The following is a 25514-nucleotide window of genomic DNA, read 5'->3' on the forward strand; positions in this document are numbered from 1 at the left end:
GTATGGCGAAGTCGCTTTCCGTCAGCGTTGTCTCGGCCGCGCGAGAGGTCTGGACCGGCGAGGTGACGATGGTTGTGGCCAAGACCGTCGAGGGCGAGATCGGTATTCTTGCCGGCCACGAGCCGATGTTGGCGATTCTGGCCGTGGGCGACGTTCGCCTCACCCTGGACGACGGGTCGAAGGTTGTTGCACGGGCCGAAGATGGTTTTCTTTCGGTCGATAACGACACGGTCACCATCGTGGCCCGCAAGGCTGAACTCGTTGGTTCATAACCCAGGTCACCCGTGTTGATACTGCTTCCGCCGTCGGAGACGAAACGTTCCGGCGGCGAAGCTGTACCCCTGGACTGGTCGACACTGTCCTATCCCAGTCTGACTGCGCAACGTCGCGCCCTGGCTCGGGCCCTCGTCAAACTCTCACGCAACGCGAAGACCGCGCAGGCGGCCCTGAAACTCGGGCGGACCCAACTGTGTGAAATCGACCGCAACCGTTTGTTGCTCACCTCGCCGACCATGCCGGTCATTGATCGCTACACCGGTGTGCTCTACGACGGACTGGATGCAGCATCCCTCTCTGAATCGGAGCGGGCATTCGCGCACACCCACGTCGCGGTGCACTCGGCGCTGTTGGGGCCGCTGCACGCTCTCGACCACATTCCCGCGTACCGTATGTCGCACGACTCTCGCATACCTGAGCTGGCATTGAAGAAGCATTGGGGAGCATCCGTCGCGGGCGTTCTGGCTCGGACCACCGGGCTGCTGCTCGATCTGCGTTCCGAGGCGTATGTTGCGCTCGGAGCCGCGCCCGTGCGCCCGGGCTCGGTGTACGTGCGCGTCGTCGCTGAGACCGTCGACGGCCGGAAGCGGGCACTCAACCATTTCAACAAGAAGTCCAAGGGTGAGTTCACCCGGGCGCTGGTGCAGAGTGGCGAGAACCTCGGGTCGGTTACCGAATTGATCGACTGGGCAACGGCGCAGGGCATTCGCCTCGCTGTGGGAGCTCCGGGGGAGATTGAGCTGCTCGCCGAGCAGCAGCTTGCCTCCCCGGGCGTTCCGGCCGCGTCGAGCATCTACACCACGAAGGAACGCGGGGATAGGCTGGGTGGGTGAACACCGGCGATACGACCTCAGACCTGAACTTGTCCGATGCAAACGTGCCGGTCCGGCGTCAGCCGGTCAACGTCACGGTCACCGGCGCCGGTGGTCAGATCGGCTATGCGCTGCTGTTTCGTATCGCCTCGGGCGCGCTCCTTGGCCCTACGACTCCGGTGAATCTGACCCTTCTCGAAATACCGCAGGGGATCAAGGCCGCCGAAGGATCCGCGCTCGAACTTGAGGACTGCGCTTTTGGGCTGCTGCGCACCGTGACCGTCACCGACGACCCGGCCGTCGCGTTCGACGGCGTCAACATTGCGCTGCTGGTCGGATCTCGTCCCCGGGGGCCCGGCATGGAACGGGCCGACCTGCTCGAAGCGAACGGTCGTATTTTCGGGCCGCAGGGCGCCGCAATAAATGCGGGTGCCGCCGACGATGTGCGCGTGCTCGTCGTGGGCAACCCTGCCAACACGAACGCCCTCATCGCCGCTGCGCACGCGCCCGACATTCCGCGGGAGCGTTTCACCGCCATGACCCGGCTTGACCACAACCGGGCCGTCGGGCAGCTCTCCAACCACCTCCAGGTACCCGTTGACGCGATTCACGGGCTGACGATTTGGGGAAACCACTCCTCCAGTCAGTATCCGGATGTTTTTCAGGCGACCGCAGAGGGCCGTGCGGTTCGCGAGCTCGTCGATGAGCAGTGGCTGGCGCAGACTTTCATTCCTCGAGTAGCCAAGCGCGGCTCGGAGATCATCGCTGTGCGAGGCGGCTCGTCGGTGGCTTCGGCGGCCAACGCCGCCATTGATCATATTTTTGACTGGGTGAACGGCCGCGGGGCCGACTGGACCAGCGCGGGCGTGGTCTCCGACGGCTCGTACGACGTTTCGCCGGGATTGATCTGTTCGTTTCCGGTGCGTTCCGTCGATGGGCAGTGGTGCATCGTGAATGGGCTCGAACTGAACGAGTTCTCGCGCAGCCGCATTCGGGCATCCGTGGCCGAACTGGTGGAAGAGCGTGACGCGGTGCGGGCGCTCGGCCTGCTACCGCTCGGTCGCCGGTGACCCCGCCAACTACCGGTGCGCGATGCCCTCATGGTCGAGCAGCCACACCTTGGTCGGGATGCCTTGGCCGGCGCTGTAGCCGGTGATCTGGCCGCTCGTCGCGAGCACGCGATGACAGCCGATGATGATCGGCACCGGGTTCGCGCCGACCGCCCCGCCGATGGCGCGGCCCGAACCGGACCGCCCGATCTCGCTGCCGAGCGCCCCGTACGAGATGACGTCGCCGAATGTGAGGGTCGCCAGCCGCGCCCAGACGCTGCGTTGAAACTCGGTACCGCGGGTCACATGCACGGGAAGATCAAAGGACTTGCGGGTGCCGACGAAGTACTCGTCGAGCTGTTCGGCCGCCCGCAGCAGCACGGGAGAGGGCGCCTCGGGGATGGCCTCGAGCGGCAGCTGGCCGTCGGTTTCGATGGACAGGGAGAGGATGCCCCTATCGTCGGCGGTAAGTTCCAGACGCCCGAGGGGGCTGGGAAGGCGAAGAAGCGCCTGCACCGAAAAGGAGCGCTGAGTGAGTGGTGTCGGGATGCTGTGCATGGTTCGACTGTAGCCGCCGCCTTCGCGGCGACCTCGCGGGTTTCGGACATCGGTGCAGAGCGATCGCGCAGCCGCGCCTGTGCAGGAGGCGGCTGCGCCCCTAGTCTGTAAGAATGGCTCAAATTGAATATCGCAGACTCGGCTCCTCCGGACTGACGGTGTCGACGATCGGACTCGGGTGCAATAATTTTGGTCGCACCGGAACCGCGTCGGAAAGTCAGGACGGCACGACGGCGGTGATTGACGCGGCTTTCGAGGCGGGGGTGACGCTGTTCGACACCGCCGACATTTACGGCGCCGAGCGCGGACTGAGCGAAACGCTCATGGGGCACTCCCTGCGCGGCAAGCGAGATCAGATCGTGCTCGCTTCCAAATTCGGCATGGACATGGGCGGGCTGAACGGTCCGGACTGGGGCGCGCGCGGTTCGCGCCGGTACATCCGCCTGGCCGTCGAGGCGTCCCTCAGACGGCTACAGACCGACTGGATCGACCTGTACCAGCTGCACGTTCCCGACCCGTCGACGCCGATCGAAGAAACCCTTGCCACACTTGACGACCTCATCACCGAGGGCAAGATTCGCTACATCGGTCACTCCAACCTGGCCGGGTGGCAGATCGCCGAGGCCGAGTTCACTGCCCGCATGAGCGGGCACCCCGCGTTCATCTCCAGCCAGAACGAATACAGCCTGCTCGCACGCGACGTCGAAGACGAGGTGTTGCCGGCCGTGAACGCTTACGGTCTGGGCTTTCTGCCGTTCTTCCCGCTCTACAACGGATTGTTCACCGGCAAATTCTCCCGCACCGGCGGACCGGCCGACAGCCGCATCATGATGATCCGGCGTCACCTCGCCGACGACGCCCCGTGGGACGTGATCGAGCAGTACCAGGAATGGTGCGACGCGCGCGGAGTGACCATGCTGGCGGCGACGTTCGCCTGGCTTCTGGCGCAACCGGGCCTGACCAGCGTCATCGCCGGGGCCACGAAGCCGGAGCAGATCATTCAAAACGCAGCGGCGGCGACATCGTGGCAGCCGTCCGCCGACGAGGTCGCCTACATTTCGAACCTCTTCGCCTGAACGCGCGATGTGAAGTTGATTTGAATACTCGGCGTTTCAGGTGCAGACCGCAACGTTTCGGTCGACGACGTCCCGCAAAGAGTGCACTATTACATCAGGGGTCTCTGCGCTAACCCTTCCGGTCGGGCAGGTCGCCGTTTCTTACTAGGAGAACTTCGTGCTGTGGTCCTTGCTCGTGCGTTACCTGCGTCCGTACCGGCAACTGCTTCTGGGGGTGATCGTCTTTCAACTGGCCCAATCGATCGCCTCACTTTTCCTGCCCACCCTCAACGCCGACATCATCGACGAGGGTGTCGCCACGGGCGACACCGGCTACATCCTGCGGGTCGGTGGCCTCATGCTGCTCATCACACTCGCCCAGATCATCTGCGCGATCGTGGCCGTCTACTTCGGTGCCAAGGTTGCCATGAAGGTCGGGCGTGACCTGCGGGGCGCCGTCTTCAGCCGGGTCGGCGAATTCTCCGAACAAGAAGTCACCCGGTTCGGGGCGCCGTCTCTGATAACCCGCTCCACCAACGACGTGCAACAGGTGCAGATGCTCGTGCTGACCACCTGCACCCTCCTGGTCTCGGCGCCCATCCTCAGCATCGGCGGCGTGATCATGGCGATTCGCCAAGACGTTCAACTCTCCTGGCTCATCGCGGTGAGTGTGCCGATCCTGCTCATCGCCGTCGGATTCATCATCGTGAAGATGGTGCCGCTCTTTCGCAAGATGCAGACCCGTATCGACACCGTCAACCGGGTACTGCGGGAACAGCTCACGGGCATCCGAGTGGTGCGCGCGTTCGTGCGCGAAGACGTCGAGATCGCCCGGTTCGCGAAGGCTAACCAGGACGTCACGGACGTTGCCCTGAGCTCGGGGCGCCTGATGGCGCTCATGTTCCCCATCGTCATGCTCGTGCTCAACGTCTCCAGCGTCGCCGTGATCTGGTTCGGCGCGTTCCGCATCGAAGACGGCTCGATGCAGGTGGGCACGCTCATCGCCTTCCTCAGCTATCTCATGCAGATTCTCATGGCCGTCATGATGGCCACATTCATGGCCGTCATGATTCCGCGCGCAGCCGTTTCGGCCGACCGTATCGGCGAGGTACTCGCCACCGAATCGAGCGTCGTGCCGCCGGCCAGCCCGGTGAACGTGACGGTCGGCCAGGGTGAACTCGAACTACTCGACGTCGGATTCGCCTATCCCGGCGCCGAACAGCCGGTGCTGCGCAACGTGAGCTTCATCGCCCGCCACGGCGAGACCACCGCGATCATCGGCAGTACCGGCAGCGGCAAGACCACCCTGGTCAACCTGCTGCCGCGCCTGTTCGACGCCACGAGCGGCTCCGTGCTCGTCGACGGCGTCAACGTGCGCGAGCTCAACCCCGACCTGCTCTGGGGCCATATCGGCCTCGTACCGCAAAAGCCCTACCTGTTCTCCGGCACCGTGCGTAGCAACCTGCTCTACGGCAAACCGGATGCGACCGAAAACGAACTCTGGCAGGCCCTCACGATCGCCCAGGCCCGAGACTTTGTCACGGAAATGGACGGCGGGCTCGACGCACCGATCACGCAGGGCGGCACTAACGTGTCGGGCGGCCAACGCCAGCGCCTCGCAATCGCCCGCGCCGTGGTGAAACGGCCAGAGCTGTATATCTTTGACGACTCGTTCTCGGCGCTTGACCTCGTCACGGACGCCCGACTGCGTCTCGCCCTCAAGCAAAGCACCGACGGCGCCACCATGATCATCATCGCCCAGCGGGTCTCGAGCATCATCGACGCCGACCAGATTCTGGTGCTCGAAAACGGCCGTATCGTCGGTCGGGGAACACACGGGTCCCTCCTCGAGTCGAACACCACCTACCAAGAAATTGTGTCATCCCAGCTCACCGCCGAGGAAGCAGCATGAGCGAGACCCACGCCGACGACAAGCCGGCGCCGCGCCCGCAGCGCGGCGGCGGGCCGTTCGGCGGCATGAACCTGCCGGCCGAGAAGTCGATGAACTTCACCGCCTCTGGAAAACGCCTGCTCGGCAAACTGCGCCCGGAACGCCTGTGGCTGGCTCTCGTACTCGCCCTCGCTGTGATCAGCGTGACGTTCTCGGTGCTCGGCCCACGCCTGCTCGGTGAAGGCACCAACCTGATCTTCTCCGGCGTCGTGTCCACAAGCCTGCCGAGCGGCAGCAGCCAGGCCGAGGTGATCGCGGGGCTGCGGGCAGCCGGCAACACCAACCAGGCCGACCTGCTCAGCGGTATGACGCTCACCCCGGGGGTCGGCATCGACTTCGCCATGCTCTCCACCGTGCTGTTCTGGGCGCTCGCCCTCTACGTGCTGTCGAGCGTGTTCAGCTGGCTGCAGGCCTATGTGCTCAACGGCGTCGTGCAGCGTACGGTGTACCGGCTACGGGAAGAGATCGAGGCGAAGATCAACCGCCTCCCGCTGAGCTACTTCGACAAGAAACCGCGCGGTGAGCTTCTCAGCCGCGTCACCAACGACGTCGACAACATCTCGCAGAGCCTGCAACAGTCGCTGAGCCAGGTGGTGACCAGCCTGCTCACGGTCATCGGTGTAATTGTGATGATGCTCATCCTCTCGCCGCTGCTGGCCCTGATCGCTCTCGTCACGGTGCCGCTGACCCTGGTGATAACGGCGCTCATCGCCAAACGTTCGCAGAAACTGTTCGTGGCGCAGTGGGCGAACACCGGCGAGCTGAACGGGCAGATCGAAGAAACCTTTACCGGTCACGCCCTGGTCAAGGTGTTCGGTCGGCAGAAAGAGGTCGACGCCCGGTTCAAGCAAAAGAACGACGAACTGTACGAGACGAGTTTCGGTGCCCAGTTCATCAGCGGCATGATCATGCCGGCCATGACCTTCGTCGGCAACCTCGTGTACGTTGCCATTGCGGTCGTCGGCGGCCTGCAGGTCGCTTCCGGCGCCATGCAACTCGGTGACGTGCAGGCCTTCATCCAATACTCCCGCCAGTTCACCCAGCCGCTTGCGCAGCTCGGGTCGATGGCGAATCTGCTGCAATCGGGTGTCGCATCCGCTGAACGCGTGTTCGACCTGCTCGACGCTGACGAACAGAGCGACGACCCCGATCCCGCCGAGACACCGATCGAGGTGCAGGGCCGGCTGGTCTTCGAGAACGTGTCGTTCCGGTACAGCGCCGACAAACCACTGATTGAGGAACTCAGCCTCGTGGCGGAGCCCGGGCAGACCATCGCCATCGTCGGTCCCACCGGCGCTGGCAAGACCACCCTGGTCAATCTCATGATGCGGTTCTATGAGATCGATTCCGGGCGCATCCTGCTCGATGGTATCAACGTCACCACCATGACCCGGCACGACCTGCGCCGACGCATGGGCATGGTGCTGCAGGACACCTGGCTGTTCGGCGGCACGATTCGCGACAACATCGCCTATGGCCGACCGGATGCCACGGAGGAGGATATTCTCGCCGCCGCCACCGCGACCTATGTGGACCGGTTCGTGCACTCGCTGCCTGACGGCTACGACACCGTGCTGGACGACCAGGGCAGCAACGTGAGCGCCGGCGAGATGCAGCTGCTCACCATTGCCCGCGCCTTCCTGGCACAGCCGAGCGTGCTCATTCTCGATGAGGCGACCAGTTCGGTCGACACCCGCACCGAGGTGCTGGTGCAGAAGGCGATGAGCGCCTTGCGCGCCGAACGCACGAGCTTTGTCATCGCCCACCGCCTGTCGACGATTCGCGACGCCGACCTGATCCTCGTGATGGAGTCGGGGCGCATCGTGGAGCAGGGCAACCATGTGCAGCTGCTCGCCGAGAACGGCGCCTATCAGGCGCTGTATGCCGCACAGTTCGCTGCGCCCGTCGCCGACGAGGTCTAGAGGCATCTCCTCCCCACCCGGTCGCCGGCCCGAATCAACCCCAGATTCGGGCGGGCGCGTATCCGGGGTGCGCTCGGGCGAGCACAGTGGCGGCATGCATCCCACCATTGTCAAAGCCCAGAAGGCCCAGGACTTTCTGGCACTCGTTCCCCAGCTGCTCGGATTTGTTGCCGAGACCAGCGCCGTTCTGGTCGCGTTTCGCGGCAACCGCACCTGCGGCGCGCTGCGTTTCAACCTGCCGGACGACGGCGCACCCCACAGGGTGTACAACCGCATTGCGACGACCCTCGCCGGGATGCTCTGCAAGATTCCCGGAGTCGACGCCGTCGTTCCCGTCATCTACACCAACGATTCCTTCACGGATGCCGCCGGAATCCCGCGTGAGCGGTTCGCCGAGATTCTGAACCGGCGATTGGAACTGAGCGGTTTTCTGCTGCGCGATTCCCTGTGCGTGGCAGCGGATGCCTGGGGCAGCTACCTCGACCCGCAGTGCCCGGCGGTCGGGCATCCGCTCAGCGACATCGCGGAGTCCCCGGTGAACGCGGCGTACGCGGCGCTCAAGGAGCATCCGCTTGGCACGCTGCAAAGCGGCGCGGAACCGATCGACGTTGATCTGGCGTCCAGGGAACGCCTGGCCCGGGTCTATCGGCGCTACCACCGTTTGATCGCGCGGGCCGAGAACGCTCCGGAGCGCTTTCCCACCCTCGGTTTTGTGCTCGACCCGGTGGCGATTGCTGAAGCGGCGCTGACCTGGCAGAATCCGCCCACGGAAGAGAACGCCGCGGCATTGCTCGTGCTCGTGCAGTCGCCGCCGAATCGGGACCAGATCATGGTGCAGTTTGCCTTCGGGCGTGATGAGGGCGTTCGCGCCCATGAAATCAACTGGCGGTATGCTCTGCTCCAGTACGAAACCGGGCGTAGCCGTGACGATCTCGTGACCGAGGAGATCAACACCGGCGACCCGACCGCCGAACACGCCGGCGACATCATGCTCGGCCTGCAGCGTGAACGACCCGACGTCGATCGGATCCGCACGGCGATCACCCTGCTGCGCACCGTCGTCGCCATGGCTCCGCGTTCGGCCAGACCGGCGCCGCTGTGCATGCTGGCCTGGCTGTCGTGGGCGCTCGGCAGTGGTTCCGTGGCCGGATTCTTCGTGGACCAGGCTCTCGCCATTGACTCGCAGTACAGCATGGCGACCCTGTTGAATTTGCTGCTCACGTCCGGGCACCTGCCGGAGTGGGCGTTCGCGGTGCCGCGCAATGAAGACGGCGAAGACAATGACCACCACGAGGAGGGCGACGGCTACGAACTTGACGAAGACTGGGGTGAAGACTTCGACGAGCGCGCAGCCGGCCGCTGACCCTGGCGTGTATGCAGCACACGCTGATGAAATCAACTACATGTACTTCGGTGCCTCCGAGAGTACGCCGCGCAGGATCTCGCCGATCTCGGCGAATTCTTTGGGCCCGATGGTCAGCGGGGGAGCGAGCTGGATGACCGGATCGCCACGGTCATCGGCACGGCAGTACAGGCCGGCCTTGAAGAGCGCCTTCGACAGGTAACCGCGCAGCAGACGCTCCGACTCCTCGTCGTTGAACGTTTCCTTGGTGCCTTTGTCCTTGACCAGCTCGATGCCGAAGAAGTATCCGGCACCGCGCACGTCGCCGACGATCGGCAACTCGAGCAGCTTCTCCAGCTCTTTGCGGAACAGCGGAGAATTGTCCCGCACGTTCTCATTGAGCTTTTCCTCGTCGAAGATGTCGAGGTTGGCCAGTGCCACGGCCGAGGAGACCGGGTGTCCGCCGAAGGTGTAGCCGTGGTAGAACGTCGTGTCGCCGTGCTTGAAGGGCTCGTAGATGCGGTCACTGACGATGGTGGCGCCGATCGGCGAGTATCCGCTCGTCATGCCCTTGGCGCACGTGATCATGTCGGGCTGGATGTCGTAGGTCGTCGAGGCGAACACGTTGCCGATGCGACCGAACGCTGTGATGACCTCGTCAGCGACCAGAAGAACGTCATACTTGTCGCAGATTTCCCGGACGCGTTTGAAGTAGCCGGGGGGCGGCGGGAAGCAGCCACCGGAGTTCTGCACGGGTTCCAAGAACACAGCGGCGACCGTCTCGGGCCCCTCGAACTGGATCATCTCTTCGATGCGGTTCGCGGCCCACTGGCCGAAAAACTCAAGGTTGTCACCGAGACCGAGGCCCGGACTCATCTCGTCGGCCCGATAGAAGTTCGTGTTGGGAACGCGGAAACCACCGGGGGTGACCGGCTCGAACATCTCCTTCATCGCGGGGATTCCGGTGATGGCCAGCGCGCCCTGCGGGGTGCCGTGGTAGGCGACATTGCGGGAGATCACCTTGTGCTTGGTCGGGCGCCCCATCAGCTTCCAGTAATACTTGGCCAGCTTGAACGCGGTCTCAACGGCTTCACCGCCGCCGGTGGAGTAGAACACGCGGTTGAGGTCGCCGGGAGCGTGGGAGGCGAGCCGGTCGGCGAGTTCGATCGCCTTGGGGTGGGCATACGACCAGATCGGGAAGAACGCGAGTTCCTCGGCCTGCTTCGCGGCGACCTCGGCGAGACGCTTGCGCCCGTGCCCGGCGTTGACCGTGAACAGGCCGCTCAGGCCGTCGATGTACTGCTTACCCGTGGAATCCCAGATGTGGTGACCCCGGCCCTTGACGATGATGGGTACTCCAGCGCCGGATTCCATCACCGACTGACGGGAGAAGTGCATCCAGAGGTGATCCTTTGCCTTCTGCTGCAGCTCGGCGTTGTGTGCGTCGCTGTAGGCGGTTGGTGAATAAACGGGTGTGGTGAGAGTCATTTTTTTTACCGTGTTCCCCAGTTATAGAACTGTTTGTGGAGTTTGAGATAAACGAACGTCTCGGTGGAGAAGACTCCCTCGAGATTGCGGATCTTGGCGTTGAGCAGTTCGAGAAGTTCGTCGTCGTCTTCGCAGACGACCTCCGCGAGAATGTCAAAGGTGCCGGCCGTGAGCACGACGTAATCCACGGCATCAATTTTCGCCAGCTCCTCGGCGAGCACGCGGGTGTCGGCCGAAGCACGAATGCCGATCATTGCCTGGCGAAAGAAGCCCAGCTGCATCGGATCCGTCACGGCGACGACCTGCATGACGCCGGATTCGGTGAGTTTCTGCACCCGTTGGCGCACGGCCGCCTCGCTGAGACCGACGGCTTTGCCGATCTCCGCGTACGAGCGACGCCCGTCGGCCTGCAGCTGTTCGATGATCTTTTTTGACACATCGTCGAGCTGGGCCGGCTTGGGCGAGTGACCGCGCCTTTGTCCATTCATGCATCGATTCTGTCAGTCCAAATATACTTCGGCAAGTGAATCCGTCGCACATTATGCAAATCACTGCGGATTTCATTTGTAAATCTGGGTGCACATCACATTGGAATAGGTACACTGGGCCGCATGAGCGCCCCCGAACTCCGCAACTTCATCAATGGCCAATACGTCGACTCCACATCTTTGGATCGATTCGACCTCGTCGACCCCGCGACCGAAACGGTCTACGGCAGTAGCCCGGTGTCGAATGCGACCGACGTGGACGCGGCCTATCGGGCCGCAGTAGCCGGTTATGAAATTTGGGGTGAAACGACGCCGGCGGTGCGTCAGCTCGCGCTCTTACGCATAGCGGATGCGATGGAGGCGCGTGCCGAGGAATTCGCCGACGCCGAGTCGCTCGACACCGGCAAGCCGCGCTCGACCCTCGTCGATGACGAAATTCTGCTCTCGGTCGACCAGATACGGTTCTTCGCCGGCGCCGCCCGTCATCTCGAAGGTCGCGCGGCCGGCGAGTATATGACCGACCACACCTCGTTTATTCGGCGGGAACCGATCGGAGTCGTCGGCCAGGTCACACCCTGGAACTACCCCTTGAACATGGCGGTCTGGAAGTTTGCACCCGCACTCGCCGCCGGTAACACCACGGTGCTCAAGCCGTCTGACACGACCCCGAGCGCAACCCTGCTGCTCGCCGAGATTGCGGCGGAGTTTCTGCCGAATGGCGTGCTCAACGTGATCACCGGCGACCGCACGACCGGGGCGGCGATGATCGATCACCCGACCCCGCAGCTCGTGTCGATCACCGGTTCGGTGCGAGCCGGCATGGCCGTCGCCGAGGCTGCATCACACGACCTCAAGCGGGTGCACCTCGAACTGGGCGGCAAGGCGCCGGTGATCGTGTTCGACGACGCCGATATCGAGCTCGCCGTCGCCGGGATCGTCGCCGCCGGCTTCTTCAACGCCGGCCAGGACTGCACCGCGGCCACCCGCCTGCTCGTACAGAGCGGAATTCACGACGAATTCGTCGCTGCGCTCGCCGCCCATGCCCGGGACAACGCCCGCACGGGAGCGCCCAGCGAACCGGGAATCCTATTCGGACCGGTCAACAACGCCAACCAGCTCGCCCAGGTGTCGGGCTTTGTCGACCGGCTGCCCGACCACGCCGTGCTCGAACTCGGCGGTCATCGTCTCCGCACGACCGGCTATTTTCACGAAGCGACCATCGTCAGCGGTCTGCGGCAGACCGACGAGGCGGTGCAGCAGGAGATCTTCGGTCCCATGATGACCGTGCAGCGCTTCACCGACGAGGCCGAGGCCCTGCGCTGGGCGAACGACGTGCAGTACGGCCTGGCCTCGTCGGTGTGGACCCGCGATCATGGTCGCGCGATGCGCTTCGCCAAGCACCTTGACTTCGGTTGCGTGTGGATCAACACGCATATTCCGATCGTTGCCGAGATGCCGCACGGCGGTTTCAAACACTCCGGTTACGGCAAAGACCTCTCGATGTATGGGTTCGAGGACTACACCCGCATCAAACACGTGATGTCGTACATCGGGCACTAGGCGGTGCGGTGGCCACGAGTGGTGACGTTATTATGGTCCAAGTCCTTCGGCGAACGTTGGAACGGCGGGGACGATTTCGTACCCCACACTCGGAAGGCACCACCCGTGACCCAGATTGGTCAAGGTTCGACCGAATTTCGCGTCGAACTGCCCAGCGTTGCCACGACGATCACGCTGGCGTGGGCCGCCCTGACCGATGTGGGTCATCGCCGTGACGTCAACGAAGACAGCCTGCTTGCCGCGCCGCCGCTGTTCGCTGTCGCCGACGGCATGGGCGGCCATTCGGCCGGCGACGTCGCCAGTGCTGCCGTCGTGACCAGGCTCGCTGAGCTCACCGGAACGCTCATCGTCGAGGCCGGTTCGATCGACCGGGCGCTCGCCCTCGCTGTTGAGGACATGGCGCAGGGGGTCGGGGTCACCGACCAGGGCACCGGAACCACGGTGACCGGCGTCGCGTTGGCCCTGGTTTCGGATGCCATTAGCTGGATCGTGTACAACATCGGTGACTCGCGGGTCTACCAGCTGACCGGCGGTGTTCTCGAGCAGATCACCAACGATCACTCGGTCGTGCAGGAACTCGTCGATGCCGGGCGCATCACCCGCGAAGAGGCTGACGTGCACCCGCACGGCAACATCATCACTCGCGCCGTCGGCTTTCACGAACCGCCGATTCCCGACTACCGAATCCTGCCGATTCAGGCCGGCATGCGCATCCTGGTCTGTTCCGACGGTCTCACCAAGGAACTCACCGCCTACGGTATCCGTCATTTTCTGCTCGAAAAAAAGCTCGCAGCGGATGCCGTCGCGGCTATGGTCGAGGCGGCCCTGGAAAACGGTGGTCGCGACAACGTCACCGCAATCGTGGTCGACGTGCTCGCGGTCGAACCGTACGAGGTACCCGAGGCGTGACCGCACGACTAGCCTCGGTCGCCGGCCCAAGGCCGTCGGGTATTATGGAACGAGTGAATGAGACCCTGCCTCCGTGCCCTGAATGCTTCAGCGACCTGACCTACGAGATGGGCGCGCTTCTGGTCTGCCCGCTGTGTGCCCACGAATGGTCGACCGAACCGGCCGAAGAAGAGCAGGAAGCCGTGGTCAAGGACGCCTTCGGATCCGTCCTGACCGACGGGGACACCGTCTCGATCATCAAGGACCTCAAGGTCAAGGGCCAGTCGTTGTCGATCAAGGTCGGCACCAAGGTTCGCAACATTCGCCTCGTCGATCCGGTCGACGGCCATGACATCGACTGCAAGGTCGATGGTTTCGGATTCATGCAGCTCAAGTCCAGCGTGGTCAAGAAGGTCTAGGTCGAGCCGATCGTGACGTGTCAGATTTGCGGTGCCTGGCTGCCGGGCGGGGCCATGTTCTGCGGCGAATGCGGCAGCTCCCGCACCGCCACCGTGGAGTCGCGCAAGCGCCCGGACCCCCGCCCGAACGACACGACGATCATTGCGCGCCTGCCGCGCCCGACCGTCGTCTCCGTACCGATTCCCGCGGTCGTGCCGCCGTCGACGTCGACGCCGGTGCAGGCCGTCGCTGTCGTGACCGAGGCGCCAGCCGCGATGCCGGCCGGCGCGCCGATCACTGCGCTGCCGAGTCGCGAGACCTTCGTGTTGAGCTTCAGTTCCGGCCAGCGCGTGTCGGTGCACGGTTCCGGCCTGATCGGCCGCAAGCCCCTGCCTCAACCCGACGAGAATTTCGACGACCTCATTCGGGTAGCGGATGCCGACCGCTCCGTCTCGAAGACTCACCTCGAATTCGGCCAGCACGACGGCGAGTTTTGGGTCAGCGACCGGGTCTCGGGTAACGGCACCGTGATTCGTCGACCCGGCGAAACGGCCCAGTCGCTCGAACCAGGACGACGGTACGTTCTGCCCCGCGGTACCCGGGTCGAGATCGCCGACCACTCCTTCAGCGTCGCCTGAGGAGCCTGGCCCAAGCAGGCGCTCCTCCACCGGCGACCAGAACGTTGATTGTGCACCGATAACCCAACCGTGGGCCCTCCTCGATTGACGATCTGGTCTGCTGGACGCGTGTCCACCGTCGATGAAACCCTCGCCCTGCCACCCGCACCGGCTGTCGTGCCGCACGCCGGGTTTCCGCTACTCGCGACGGTGGCGCCACTGGTCGCCGCTGGAGTGATCTGGATGGTCACCGGCTCGGCCTTTGCGCTGATCTTCGCCGTTCTCAGCCCGATCATCGCGGTGGCCAGCATGTTCGATTCGAAACGCTCGGGTCGCAAACGCCGCCGGGCCGAGACGGCCTCGCATACCGAGGCAGTTGCGCTGCTGCGGACGGTGATTACCGAGCGTCAGTCCCGCTGGCGCGACGAAGCCTGGCAGCACACACCATCGGCCCGGAATATTGTGCTCGGCCGTGCGGCGGCCGCGCGCTGGCGGCAAACAGATGCAACGCTGGTCGCGCTGGGCACGGGCCCTGCTCCGAGCGGCATCAGACTCGGCGGGGCGACGGCCCCGAACGATCACCGCGAACTTCGGGAGTGGGCCGCGACCGTCACCGGCGCCCCCATCGTCGTCGACCTGACCAACGGGCTTGGCATCGTTGGGCCGATACCGCTTGCGGCCGCCCTCGCCCGCGCCGTGTTCGTGCAGCTCTGCTTCGCCCTGCCGCCGACCGAGCTGGGCGTCTCCAGCGAAAGCCCCACCAGGTCTACCGACTGGGACTGGGTGGCCCAGCTTCCGCATGTCACGTCGACGCCGAGTCGCCTCACGCTGGTGCTGCGCGAGGCGGCGGAGGGAATGCAGATACGAACCGAGAGCACCTCGGAGCCGCGCAACTTCGAGCGCGGCACCGCAGAACCCAGGCGCGGGCGGCTGCTCCTGGCCCTGGCGACGCGGCTCGACGACCTGCCCCCGGGGTGCGGAACGGTCGTGCGCGTGGGTGGGCCGGTACGGGCTCAGATTATCCGTTCGCCGAATCGGGCACCGCCGCTCGATTTCTGCCCGGAACTGCTCGCCCGGGCCGAAGCCGTCGACTTCGCGGTGACGCTCGCCGGGCAGGCCAGGGCCGCGGGGCTCGTGACAACGAACGGGGTGCTCCCCACCACGGTCCCCGTGATGGAACTGCTCAAGCATGTCACCGATGCACCCGCGAGCGACCGGGCGACGGCCCCGCCGAGCCTCGAGTGCCCGATCGGCGTCGGCCGAGATGGGCCGGTGCGCCTTGACCTGGTGCAGTCCGGACCGCACGCCGTGGTCGGGGGAACCACCGGCAGCGGCAAGAGCGAGCTGCTCACCACCTGGGTTGCAGCGCTGGCCGCGATCTATTCGCCCAGCCAGGTGAACTTTCTGCTGGTCGATTTCAAGGGCGGCGCGGCCTTTCAACCGCTCGGTCGGCTGCCGCACTGCGTCGGTCTCATCACAGACCTCGACTCGAACACGGCCGCCCGGGCCCTGGCCAGTCTGGGGGCCGAACTTCGCTCCCGGGAGCTCTTGTTGAGCGCGGCCGGGGCGCGGGACGTGACCGACGTGAGGCTGGAGCATCCGCTGCCCCGGCTCATCATCGTCGTCGATGAATTCGCGACCATGCTCGGGGTGTTTCCCGAACTGCACGCCCTCTTCGTTGACATTGCCGCCCGAGGGCGGTCGCTCGGCGTGCACCTGATTCTGTGCACGCAACGGCCGGCCGGGGTGGTGCGTGACGCGCTGCTGGCCAACTGCAGCCTGCGCCTGTCGCTCCGGGTGAATAACCGCGCCGACAGTCAGGCGGTGATCGGCACGGATGCCGCGGCCGCGTTGGCACCGAATCAGCCCGGCCGGTGCATAGTCGCCACCGAATCGGGAGAACCGGTGCTCTGCCAGGTCGCGACGACCGGGGACCTCGACATTGCGAGCATCGCAGCCGCTGCGCTGTCGGCGCGCTCCCTGAGGGCTCCGCGGCGACCGTGGCTCGATGCGCTCCCGTCGATGGTCACCACTGCCGATCTACGGGCTGCCGATCTACACGCTGTCGACGCGGGAGGGGCCCCGGCGCTTGGTTATCCCCTCGGGTTGCTCGACGAACCTGAGCGCCAGCGGTACCGCGTGTTCGCCTATCATCCCGAAACCGACGGGCACCTGCTCGTCGTCGGCGGGGCCGGTTCGGGCAAATCCACGCTACTGCACACTCTCGCCCGGGTGGCCGAACATCGGATCGACGCCCAGCTGGTGACCGCCAACGTCGAATCAGCCTGGGACGCCCTCGCGAGCATCAGCGCACGGGTCGAAACCGGGCAGCAGACGCACGCGTCGCCCCGATTGGTGCTGTTGGATGACTTCGATTCCGTCTGCGCCCGCTGGCAGCCCGACCACCGGCTGGCTGCCGTTGACCTGCTCATCGGGCTGCTGCGAGACGGACCGGCCGCCGGTGTGCATGTCGTCGTTGCCGTGCAACGGCACACGAGCGTGGTTGCCGGGTTGGCTGCCCTGTGCCAGAGCACTCTCTTGCTCAAACTGCCGAGCGTGCAAGACCACCTCGCGGCCGGCGGGCAATCGGCCGGTTACAACGCCGGACTGCCGCCGGGCGGGGGAGTCTGGCGCACCCTGCGCGTGCAACTGCTGGCTCCCGCCTCACCCGCCCCGTCAATCCCGCCCCCAGCCATCGCGCCCCTGCCCGCCCACGGCCCGCTACTGATCGTGTCGTCGTCGCCGGCAGGCACCGCAACGCGCCTGCGCGGTGTCCTGGGCGTGCCGGTGATCGAGCTGGCGGGAACGAGCGGGCCGGCGGCATCCGCTCTGCTGGTTTCCGGTGAAGCGGGCCAAACGGATGCTGCTGGTCGGCTGGCTGCTGGTCAACTGATCGTTGTCGGTGACGCCGAAACCTGGCAGGTGCACTGGACGCTGCTGGCGCGACTGCGTGGCGCAACGGCGAGCGGCCACGCCAGCCTGGTGTTCGACCGGTGTAGCCTGTCGGACTTTCGGCTACTCAGCCACCGCCGGGAGCTGCCGCCGCCGCTGGCGCCCGGACGCGGGCGGGTCTGGGTCTTGCACCCCGACGGCGAGGTGACCCGGGCGATATGGCCGGAACCGGCCCTGAACCGGTGACGGCCCTGAACCGGTGACGCTAGACCAGAACCTCCGCCACGGGCTGGTGCGTCATCTCGTGGGCGAGTGCGACGGGAGCGCTGGTCAGTCGCCCCTCGAAGGTATTGAGCCCCTGGGACAGCGCGGTGTCAGCGCGCAGCGCGTTCACCCAGCCGAGCGTGGCAAGAGCCCGCACATAGGGCAGCGTCGCATTTGTCAGGGCATAGGTCGACGTGTGTGGCACAGCCCCGGGCATGTTCGCCACGCAGTAGAACAACGACCGGTGCACGGTGTACGTGGGGTCGGCGTGCGTGGTCGCATGGCTATCGGCAAAGCAACCGCCCTGGTCGACGGCGATGTCCACGAGCACGCTGCCCGGCTTCATGCGCGACACGAGCTCGTTACTGACCAGCTTGGGTGCCTTGGCGCCCGGAATAAGCACCGAGCCAATGACCATATCGGCCTCCGATACGGCCTTGTCGATCTCGAAGCTGTTCGAGGCGATGGTCTTGACGCGGCCGAAGTGCAGGGTGTCGATCTCGCGCAGCCGAAACAGGTTGGTATCGAGCACGGTCACCTCGGCACCGAGGCCGAGGGACACCTGCATCGCGGCGGTGCCGGCGACACCGCCACCGAGCACGACGATCTTCGCCGGATGGGTACCGGGAACGCCGGGCACCAACAGGCCAGGGCCGCCGTTCGGCTTGAGCATGGCATTGGCCCCGACGATCGGCGCGAGGCGGCCGGCGACCTCACTCATCGGTGCCAGCAACGGCAAGGCCCGGGAGGGCAACTGCACGGTTTCATAGGCGATCGCGGTGACACCGCCCGCGAGCAGGGCACGGGTCAACTCGGGTTCGGCGGCGAGATGCAGATAGGTGAACAGCACGAGGTCGGCGCGAAAATAGCCGTACTCGCTCGCGACGGGTTCCTTGACTTTGAGCAGCAGCTCGGCGGCCGCCCAGATGCTCGCGGCGTTCGGCAGAATCGTCGCACCGGCAGCGGAATACTGCTCATCACTGATCGAGGAACCCACGCCGGCACCGGCCTGCACGAGAACGTCGTGACCGTAGAGGACGAGATCATGCACTCCAGCCGGCGTGATCGCCACCCGAAACTCATTGTTCTTTATCTCGGTGGGAATTGCGATTCTCATTTCGCTCCTCTGCCGAAGCGTTCAGCGCCGCTCCTGCGCACCACCTTAGTCTCGACGAACCGACGATTCCGAGTGCGAATGTTGCGAGTTTGTGCTGATTTCGTGACAAATCGGTTGCAAGATCAATGATTTGAACTCTTTCAGGTGTTTCCACCGTCGATATGTGCAATTATCGACCAACTCGCAACGCCGCGAGCCCTGACCGTTTGCGTGCCCAGAATGCTAGGAGAACCATGATGAAGTCCAAGCCGCTGCCCGCCGATCCGATGATCCGCCAACTCATTCGCCAGGCGCAAAACGCACAGATGGGCCGCCGAACTCTGCTGGCCGGCGCCGGTGCCGGGGCGACAGCGCTCGCGCTCGCTGCGTGCTCCTCCGGAACCGCAGCCAAACCCACCGCCGCCGCCGACACCTCGGCCAACGACAAAACCATCCGTTGGGACAACTGGGCCCTGTACATTGACGTCGACGACGCCGGCAACTACCCCACCGTCGACGCGTTCAAGGCGCAGACCGGTCTCTCGGTCAAGTACACCGAGGCCGTCGATGACAACAATTCCTACTACGGCAAGGTGAAAGACCAGCTTGCCCTCGGCCAGGACATCGGCGCCGACGCCGTGTGCCTGACCGACTGGATGGTCAGCCGCATGATCCGGTTCGGGTACACCCAAAAACTCGACCACGCCAACATCCCGAACCTCGCCAACCTGCTCCCTTCGTTGCAGGACGTCGACTTCGATCCGGGGCGCGCCATGAGCGTGCCGTGGCAGGGCGGTTTCGCCGGCCTGGCCTGGAACAAGGAGAAGTATCCGCAGGGCCTCACCTCGGTCGAAGACCTCTGGGTACCTGAGCTGAAGGGGCGCGTCGGCGTGCTCTCCGAAATGCGCGACACCATGGGACTGATCATGCTCGACCAGGGCGTCGACATCTCCGGTAAATGGGGCGAAAAGGAGTTCACCGCCGCCATCGACGAGTTCAAGAAGCAGGTGTCCGACGGACAGATCCGCAACATCAAGGGCAACTCCTACAAGGAGGACCTCGCCAACGAAGACACCCTGGCCGCGATCGTCTGGTCCGGTGACATCGTGCAGCTCAACGCCGAAAACGGCGACAAATGGGGCTTCGTCGTTCCCGAAAAGGGCGGCACGCTCTGGAACGACAATTTCGTGGTTCCGATCGGCTCACCCGGCAAGAAAAACGTCGAAGAACTCATCAACTATTACTACGACCCGGCCGTCGCCGCCGAGGTCGCCGCCTACGTCAACTACATCACCCCGGTCGTCGGCGCCAAGGAAGCCATGATGGCCATCGACCCGACGCTGGCCGAAGATCCGCTGATCTTTCCCGACGACGCGACCCTCGCCAAGGCCCACGTCTTCCGAGGTCTCGACGGCACCGAGGAACAGACCTTCAACGCCCAGTTCCAGGCGATTCTGCTGGGTGCAGCCTGATGGCCGTTGGTGCGTTCGCCGATCGTGGCGCCGACCTGGAGCTGGTCGGCATCGAGAAACGTTTCCCCGGGTTCACCGCCATCGAAAACCTCCACCTCACCATTCCGGCGGGGTCATTCTTCGCACTACTCGGACCCTCGGGCTGCGGCAAGACGACCACCCTGCGGTTGGTCGCCGGCCTCGAAGAACCAACCAGCGGCCGCATCCTCATCGGGGGTGAGGATGTGACCGATCAGAAATCCTTCCAGCGTCCGGTCAATACCGTATTCCAGAGCTACGCCCTCTTTCCGCACATGACCGTGTTGGAGAACGTCGCATTCGGGCTGCGCCGCCGCAAGATCGGCGACCCGGTGGCCAAAGCGCACGAGGCGCTGCTCCTGGTTGAGCTCGATCATCTCGCGCACCGCAAGCCACAGCAGCTCTCCGGCGGCCAGCAACAGCGCGTCGCCCTGGCCCGTGCCATTGTCAACCGGCCGGCACTGCTCCTGCTCGACGAGCCCCTCGGGGCCCTCGACCTCAAGCTGCGACGTCAAATGCAGCTCGAGTTGAAGACCATCCAGGAAGAGGTCGGCCTCACCTTTCTGCACGTGACCCACGACCAGGAGGAAGCCATGACCATGGCCGACACCATCGCGGTCATGAACAAGGGCCGCATCGAACAAATGGGCGAACCACAGCAGCTCTACGAACTGCCCAAAACCGCGTTCGTCGCCAACTTTCTCGGCCAGTCCAACCTGTTCACCGGCCCGGTCGTCTCCACCACCAGTTCCGCCATCGCGGTCGACGTGTTCGGGCAGCAGATCGTTGTGCCACTCAAGCGTGCGCATCGGGTGTCGGGCGAGGTCACCATCGGTGTGCGACCCGAGAAACTCACCCTGCACGCCGACGCGCCCACCCATGATTCCAGCCGCAACGTGATGGGCCCGGGCAAGGTCATCGACGTGTCGTTCAGCGGGGTCAGCACGCAGTACCTCGTAGCCGTGCATGGAGTCGGCACCCTGGTCGTGTTCGCCCAGAACGTGGCTTTCGGCCCGGCCGCGCAGGTCGGCGCCGAGGTCTGGCTCAGCTGGAACGTAGATCACGGCTTCGGCCTCGACGACGATCCGGCACAAGCCCCCCGGTTCGAGGCAGACCTTGACACCAGAACCATCGCCCAACAGCGACGCTCATCGCTGATCACGGAGCTTGAGGAGGCCTAGCGATGGCCTTCGCCGCATTCTCGTCGACGACCGCGCCGTCGACCGATCCGGTCGCTCGGCGTCGAAGCCCCGTGGCCTTGTTCTTGCTGCTGCCGGGCATCCTCTATCTGGTGCTGTTCTTTCTCACCCCCTTGGTGTCGCTGCTGCTGACGTCGTTCCAGGCGCCGCGGGAGTTCGGCGATATCGGCCAGTACGACTACGCCTTCCGCTGGCAGAACTATGTCGAGGTCGTCACGACCTACTGGCCGCACATCGTGCGTTCGTTCAGCTATGCGCTGGCGGCGACGTTCTTTGCGTTGCTGATCAGTTACCCGCTGGCGTATTTCATCGGAGTGAAGGCCCGCAAATGGCCGCTGCTGCAGAGCCTCATGCTCGTGCTCGTAATCGCGCCGTTCTTCATCAGCTTTCTGCTGCGAACCCTGGCGTGGAAGCAGCTGTTCGCGGACGAGTCCTTCGTCGTGCAGTCGCTGAAGGCGCTGTCGCTGCTGGGGCCGGAAGCCCACGTGACCGGTACCGCTTTCTCGGTGATCTTCGGCCTGACCTACAACTTCATACCGTTCATGACCCTGCCCCTCTACACGACGCTGGAACGGCTCGACGTGCGCTACCTCGAAGCGGGCAGCGACCTCTATGCGAGCCCGTTCCAGGTGTTCCAGAAGGTCACCATTCCGCTGTCGATGCCCGGCATCGTGGCGGGTACCCTGCTCACCTTCATTCCAGCGGCCGGGGACTATATCAACGCCGGCCGGGACTTTCTTGGTGGCACCGGCACTCAGATGATGGGAAACGTGATCGAGGCGAACTTTCTCGTGCTGCAGAACTATCCCTCGGCGGCGGCCCTGTCGATCATTCTGATGACCGTGATTCTCGTGATCGTCAGTATTTACGTCAAACGATCCGGAACGGAGGAGCTGCTGTGAAACTCTCCCTCGGCAAGTGGCTGCTACCCGTGTACAGCTCTCTGGCGCTTTTGTTTCTGATGATTCCCATCGGCTACACCTTCATCTACTCGTTCAACGACTCGCTCAAATCGAACATCACGTGGCGCGGTTTCACCTTCGACAAGTGGCTCAACGTCTGCAACGTGCAAAACGGCGCCGTCTGTCAGGCCTTTGGCAACAGCCTGATCATCGGGGCCATTGCCACCGTCGTGGCGACCACCCTCGGCACCATGATCGCGATCGCCATTGTGCGTTACCGGTTCAAGTTTCGGTCGCAGACCAGCCTGTTCCTGTTCTTGCCGATGGCCACCCCGGAGGTCGTTCTCGGCGCCGGCCTGGCGGCCCAGTTTCTGTCGCTCGGTGTGCCGAAAGACATGCTGACGATTATTCTCGCGCACACCATGTTCTGCATCAGCTTCGTCGTGGTCACGGTCAAGGCGCGTGTTGCGAGTCTCGACCCGGCGCTGGAAGAGGCCGGCCGTGACCTGTACGGTTCCGCCTGGCAGGTGTTCGCGCGCATAACGTTTCCGCTGCTGCTGCCGGGCATTCTGGCGGCCGCGCTGTTGTCGTTCGCGCTGTCGTTTGACGACTTCATCATCACGAACTTCAACTCCGGAGCGGTGACGACGTTCCCCAAGTACATCTACATCTCGGCGGCGCGCGGCATTCCGGCCGAGGCCAACGTGCTCGCCTCGGCCGTGTTCATTCTCGCGCTGGTTGTGGTCGTGACGGTGCAGGTGTCGGGGGCGGCGAGGGCACGGCGGCTGGCCAAGATGAGCTGAGCTAGACGTAGCTGGCGCGAATCTCCCCGACGGGCAGGCCGCCGCCGGTGACGGTGAGGCCGAGCTCGGGGAGAAGCTCGGCTACATCCGTGCGCTGGAGCGCACCGGCGTCGGCGAGCAGGCTCAGCGCGACCGCCGCAGCGGCGCGCAGATTGCCGTCGAGAATCTTCAGCGCCACGGTCGTACCGTTCTCAGCGGCAGCGACCATGATGCCCTCGGCGCCTCCCTTCACGAACAGCCCGAGCCGGTCGATCACGATGCTGTCGGAGTGGCCGGGGCCGGCCACGACCCAGCCATTGGCGCGCACCGCTTCGGCCAAAAACCCGGCCTCGCGGTAGATCGCAAACGGTGAGTTGGACTTGCTCGTGGCGATGCGCGCGATTCCACGGGCCAGTCCGGTGAGTGAGATCGCGTGCACGGGCGCACCGCAACCGTCGACGCCCGAGGTCAGAGGTCGTTCGCCGGTGAAACGTTCGAGCACGTCGAGAATGCGTTTTTGCAACGGATGCGCCGGCTCCAGATAGCCCTCCAGCGGCCACGCGTTCTGCTGGCACGCCACGAGCATCGCTGAATGCTTACCCGAGCACTCCATGTAAACGGGAGCCTGGCCGGCGCCGAGGCGCACAAGGGCATCGCGGGCAGCGGAGTCGATCGGCCAGGCCGCCGGGCAGGCGAGCGCCGTCTCGGGCACTCCGGCCCGGGTGAGCAGCCCGCGCACGAGGTCGATATGTGCGGCGGTGCCGCTGTGACTTGCGGTGGCGATGGCAGCATCCGCTCCCCGCAGGGCAACCCCGCTCGCCATGACCGCGACGGCCTGGAAGGGTTTCAGCGCCGAGCGCGGAAAGACCGGGCTGGTCACGTCGCCGAGCGCCCGCAACACCTCACCGTTGGTGCCGAGCACGATCGCCGATCCGGCGTGTCGGGACTCGACGAAGCCGCTGCGCTCGACGACGGCGAGTTCAACGGAATCGTCGACCGTAAAGGTTTCCGTCACGAGATTAGAGTGCGGCCATGGCGTCGTCGATCACCGAGAGGGCATCGACGATGAGCGTATCGGACAGCGCGAGGCTCGGCAGAAAGCGCAGCACGTTGCCGTAGGTGCCAGCGGTGAGCAGCAGAACGCCGTGCTGGCCGGCGTAGGTGGAGATGGCGCTCACCGCGGCGGCGTTGGGTGCCTTCGTGGTGTCGCCGGTGCCGGGCTGTACGAGCTCGATGGCCATCATGGCGCCGCGACCGCGAATCTCGCCGATGATGTCGTACTTGTTCTTCAACGCCGTCAGGCCCGCGGTGAGGGACTTCTCGATGCGCTGGGCCTCCCCGAGCAGGTTGTTGGCCTCGATCGCGTCGAAGACGGCGATCGCTGCGGCGCAGGAGACCGGGTTGCCACCGAAGGTGCCGCCGAGGCCGCCGGGCTGCGAGGCATCCATAATCTGGGCGCGGCCGGTGACGGCGGCGAGCGGGAAGCCGCCGGCGATACCCTTGGCACTGAGCACGAGGTCGGGGATCCAGCCGAAGTGCTCACTCGCGTAGTACTTGCCGGAGCGGGCCATGCCGCTCTGAATCTCATCGGCGATCATGACGACACCGTTTGCGGTGCACCATTCCTGCAGCAGTGGCAGGTAACCGTCGGCCGGAACCATGAAGCCGCCCTCGCCCTGGATGGGCTCGACAACGAGGCAGGCCAGGTCGCTCGCGCCGATGACCTTCTCGAGGTAGGCGATCGTGCGGGCGGCAGCATCCGCTCCGTTCAAACCGTCGTGATACGGGTAGGAGCTGGGGGCGTGGTAGACGTCGCTGGCGAGGGGGCCGAACCCGGTGGCATAGGGCATGGCCTTGTAGTTCATTGCCATGGTCAGCACGGTGCGACCGTGGTACGCGTGGTCGAGCACCGCGACGGCGCGGCGGCCGGTGTACTTGCGGGCGATCTTCACGCCGTTTTCGACGGCTTCGGCGCCGGAGTTGATGAGCACGCTCTTCTTCGGGAAATTACCAGGCGTGTGCTCGGCGAGTAGCTCGGCGACGCGCACATACTCTTCGTACGGCGTGACGGTGAAGAGGGTGTGGATAAAATCCTGAGACTGTTCGACGGCAGCGGCGACGACGCTGGTCTCGGTGTGGCCGATGGTGGTCACGCCGATTCCGGCGCCGAGGTCAATGAACTGGTTGCCGTCAACATCGACGACGATTGCGCCGTTGGCCTTGGCGATGTATACCGGGAGCATTGAGCTGACGCCGTCGGAGACGACCGCCCGGCGTCGCTGATGCAACGCGGCCGAGATCGGACCGGGAATAGCGGTCACGATCTTTCGTTCTTGGGCTACCGGGTAGGTAGCGATGGCAACGGCGGCGGAGTTTGTGAGGGTGTCAGTCATGGTGCTTCAACTGTACCTATCCTTACTGTGTCGATCCATTCCTTACTGTGTCGATCCATTCCTAACTGTGTCGATCCATCGTGGCGCGTGG

Annotated in this window: 22 protein-coding genes; 16 read left to right on the forward strand and 6 right to left on the reverse strand. The window is 64.7% G+C overall.

Annotated features, from left to right (window positions below; genetic code table 11):
• Positions 1–2 precede the first annotated feature (2 nt).
• The 3 genes from LH475_RS11030 to LH475_RS11040 are packed head-to-tail and all read left to right on the forward strand — an operon-like array spanning position 3 to position 2158.
• Complete coding sequence (locus tag LH475_RS11030) at positions 3–272, forward strand: F0F1 ATP synthase subunit epsilon (protein WP_196845133.1); 270 nt, start codon at positions 3–5, stop codon at positions 270–272.
• Positions 273–284: 12 nt separating this feature from the next.
• Entirely contained in the window at positions 285–1109 is an 825-nt protein-coding gene (locus LH475_RS11035) for a peroxide stress protein YaaA (RefSeq protein ID WP_297414032.1), read from the forward strand.
• A gap of 44 nt (positions 1110–1153) precedes the next feature.
• Positions 1154–2158: a malate dehydrogenase gene (locus LH475_RS11040; RefSeq protein ID WP_196845153.1), complete on the forward strand. Its 1005-nt coding sequence runs from the start codon at positions 1154–1156 to the stop codon at positions 2156–2158.
• Positions 2159–2167: 9 nt separating this feature from the next.
• Here the strand turns inward: LH475_RS11040 and LH475_RS11045 are convergent, their stop codons facing one another.
• Positions 2168–2695, reverse strand: coding sequence for a methylated-DNA--[protein]-cysteine S-methyltransferase (locus LH475_RS11045; RefSeq protein WP_196845135.1), 528 nt, complete (start codon positions 2693–2695; stop codon positions 2168–2170).
• Positions 2696–2808: 113 nt separating this feature from the next.
• Between LH475_RS11045 and LH475_RS11050 the strand changes: the two genes are divergently transcribed.
• The 4 genes from LH475_RS11050 (at position 2809) to LH475_RS11065 (ending at position 8986) form a co-directional block, all read left to right on the forward strand.
• Positions 2809–3771 carry an aldo/keto reductase gene (locus LH475_RS11050; RefSeq protein ID WP_196845136.1) on the forward strand — a complete coding sequence of 321 codons (963 nt, stop codon included), beginning with the start codon at positions 2809–2811 and terminating at the stop codon, positions 3769–3771.
• A 157-nt stretch (positions 3772–3928) separates the two neighbouring features.
• Positions 3929–5662 carry an ABC transporter ATP-binding protein gene (locus tag LH475_RS11055; protein ID WP_196845137.1) on the forward strand — a complete coding sequence of 578 codons (1734 nt, stop codon included), beginning with the start codon at positions 3929–3931 and terminating at the stop codon, positions 5660–5662.
• Positions 5659–7623: an ABC transporter ATP-binding protein gene (locus tag LH475_RS11060; RefSeq protein ID WP_196845138.1), complete on the forward strand. Its 1965-nt coding sequence runs from the start codon at positions 5659–5661 to the stop codon at positions 7621–7623. Before LH475_RS11055 ends, LH475_RS11060 begins: the two co-directional genes overlap by 4 nt.
• A 94-nt stretch (positions 7624–7717) precedes the next feature.
• Positions 7718–8986: a DUF4192 domain-containing protein gene (locus LH475_RS11065; protein WP_297414035.1), complete on the forward strand. Its 1269-nt coding sequence runs from the start codon at positions 7718–7720 to the stop codon at positions 8984–8986.
• 36 nt (positions 8987–9022) lie between these two features.
• On the opposite strand, the gene LH475_RS11070 is transcribed toward LH475_RS11065, so the two are convergent.
• Entirely contained in the window at positions 9023–10453 is a 1431-nt protein-coding gene (locus LH475_RS11070) for an aspartate aminotransferase family protein (protein WP_196845140.1), read from the reverse strand.
• A 5-nt stretch (positions 10454–10458) separates the two neighbouring features.
• Positions 10459–10941: an Lrp/AsnC family transcriptional regulator gene (locus tag LH475_RS11075; RefSeq protein ID WP_196845141.1), complete on the reverse strand. Its 483-nt coding sequence runs from the start codon at positions 10939–10941 to the stop codon at positions 10459–10461.
• Positions 10942–11064: 123 nt separating this feature from the next.
• On the opposite strand from LH475_RS11075, the gene LH475_RS11080 reads away from it, so the two are divergent.
• From LH475_RS11080 to LH475_RS11100, 5 genes are all read left to right on the forward strand, one after another.
• Entirely contained in the window at positions 11065–12501 is a 1437-nt protein-coding gene (locus tag LH475_RS11080) for a gamma-aminobutyraldehyde dehydrogenase (RefSeq protein ID WP_196845142.1), read from the forward strand.
• A 105-nt stretch (positions 12502–12606) separates the two neighbouring features.
• The gene (locus tag LH475_RS11085; RefSeq protein WP_327012194.1) at positions 12607–13410 is read left to right on the forward strand and encodes a protein phosphatase 2C domain-containing protein; all 804 of its coding nucleotides are present in this window, start codon (positions 12607–12609) and stop codon (positions 13408–13410) included.
• Between the two features lie 44 nt (positions 13411–13454).
• Entirely contained in the window at positions 13455–13808 is a 354-nt protein-coding gene (locus LH475_RS11090) for a zinc ribbon domain-containing protein YjdM (protein WP_196845143.1), read from the forward strand.
• Between the two features lie 12 nt (positions 13809–13820).
• Positions 13821–14426 (forward strand): FHA domain-containing protein, encoded by a 606-nt coding sequence (locus LH475_RS11095; protein WP_297414045.1) that lies wholly within the window; start codon positions 13821–13823, stop codon positions 14424–14426.
• Positions 14427–14534: 108 nt separating this feature from the next.
• Positions 14535–17543: an FtsK/SpoIIIE domain-containing protein gene (locus tag LH475_RS11100; RefSeq protein ID WP_297414047.1), complete on the forward strand. Its 3009-nt coding sequence runs from the start codon at positions 14535–14537 to the stop codon at positions 17541–17543.
• A 19-nt stretch (positions 17544–17562) separates the two neighbouring features.
• Here LH475_RS11100 and ald read toward each other — a convergent pair whose 3' ends face one another.
• The gene (ald, locus tag LH475_RS11105) at positions 17563–18678 is read right to left on the reverse strand and encodes an alanine dehydrogenase (protein ID WP_196845541.1); all 1116 of its coding nucleotides are present in this window, start codon (positions 18676–18678) and stop codon (positions 17563–17565) included.
• Between the two features lie 233 nt (positions 18679–18911).
• On the opposite strand from ald, the gene LH475_RS11110 reads away from it, so the two are divergent.
• From LH475_RS11110 to LH475_RS11125, 4 genes are read left to right on the forward strand one after another with little or no spacing between them, the layout of a single operon-like run.
• Complete coding sequence (locus tag LH475_RS11110; protein ID WP_327012193.1) at positions 18912–20129, forward strand: spermidine/putrescine ABC transporter substrate-binding protein; 1218 nt, start codon at positions 18912–18914, stop codon at positions 20127–20129.
• On the forward strand, positions 20129–21328 hold the full coding sequence (locus tag LH475_RS11115) for an ABC transporter ATP-binding protein (RefSeq protein ID WP_196845542.1): 1200 nt from the start codon (positions 20129–20131) through the stop codon (positions 21326–21328). The genes LH475_RS11110 and LH475_RS11115 overlap by 1 nt, the downstream gene beginning before the upstream one ends.
• 2 nt (positions 21329–21330) lie before the next feature.
• Positions 21331–22248 (forward strand): ABC transporter permease, encoded by a 918-nt coding sequence (locus LH475_RS11120; RefSeq protein ID WP_196845543.1) that lies wholly within the window; start codon positions 21331–21333, stop codon positions 22246–22248.
• Positions 22245–23051 carry an ABC transporter permease gene (locus tag LH475_RS11125; RefSeq protein WP_297414051.1) on the forward strand — a complete coding sequence of 269 codons (807 nt, stop codon included), beginning with the start codon at positions 22245–22247 and terminating at the stop codon, positions 23049–23051. Before LH475_RS11120 ends, LH475_RS11125 begins: the two co-directional genes overlap by 4 nt.
• Position 23052: 1 nt before the next feature.
• Here the strand turns inward: LH475_RS11125 and LH475_RS11130 are convergent, their stop codons facing one another.
• Complete coding sequence (locus LH475_RS11130; protein ID WP_196845544.1) at positions 23053–24045, reverse strand: asparaginase; 993 nt, start codon at positions 24043–24045, stop codon at positions 23053–23055.
• Between the two features lie 4 nt (positions 24046–24049).
• Positions 24050–25423, reverse strand: coding sequence for a 4-aminobutyrate--2-oxoglutarate transaminase (gene gabT / locus LH475_RS11135; protein WP_196845545.1), 1374 nt, complete (start codon positions 25421–25423; stop codon positions 24050–24052).
• Positions 25424–25514: the final 91 nt, after the last annotated feature.

The organism is Cryobacterium sp. (assembly GCF_026786305.1).
In the GTDB taxonomy this organism is placed as follows: domain Bacteria; phylum Actinomycetota; class Actinomycetes; order Actinomycetales; family Microbacteriaceae; genus Cryobacterium.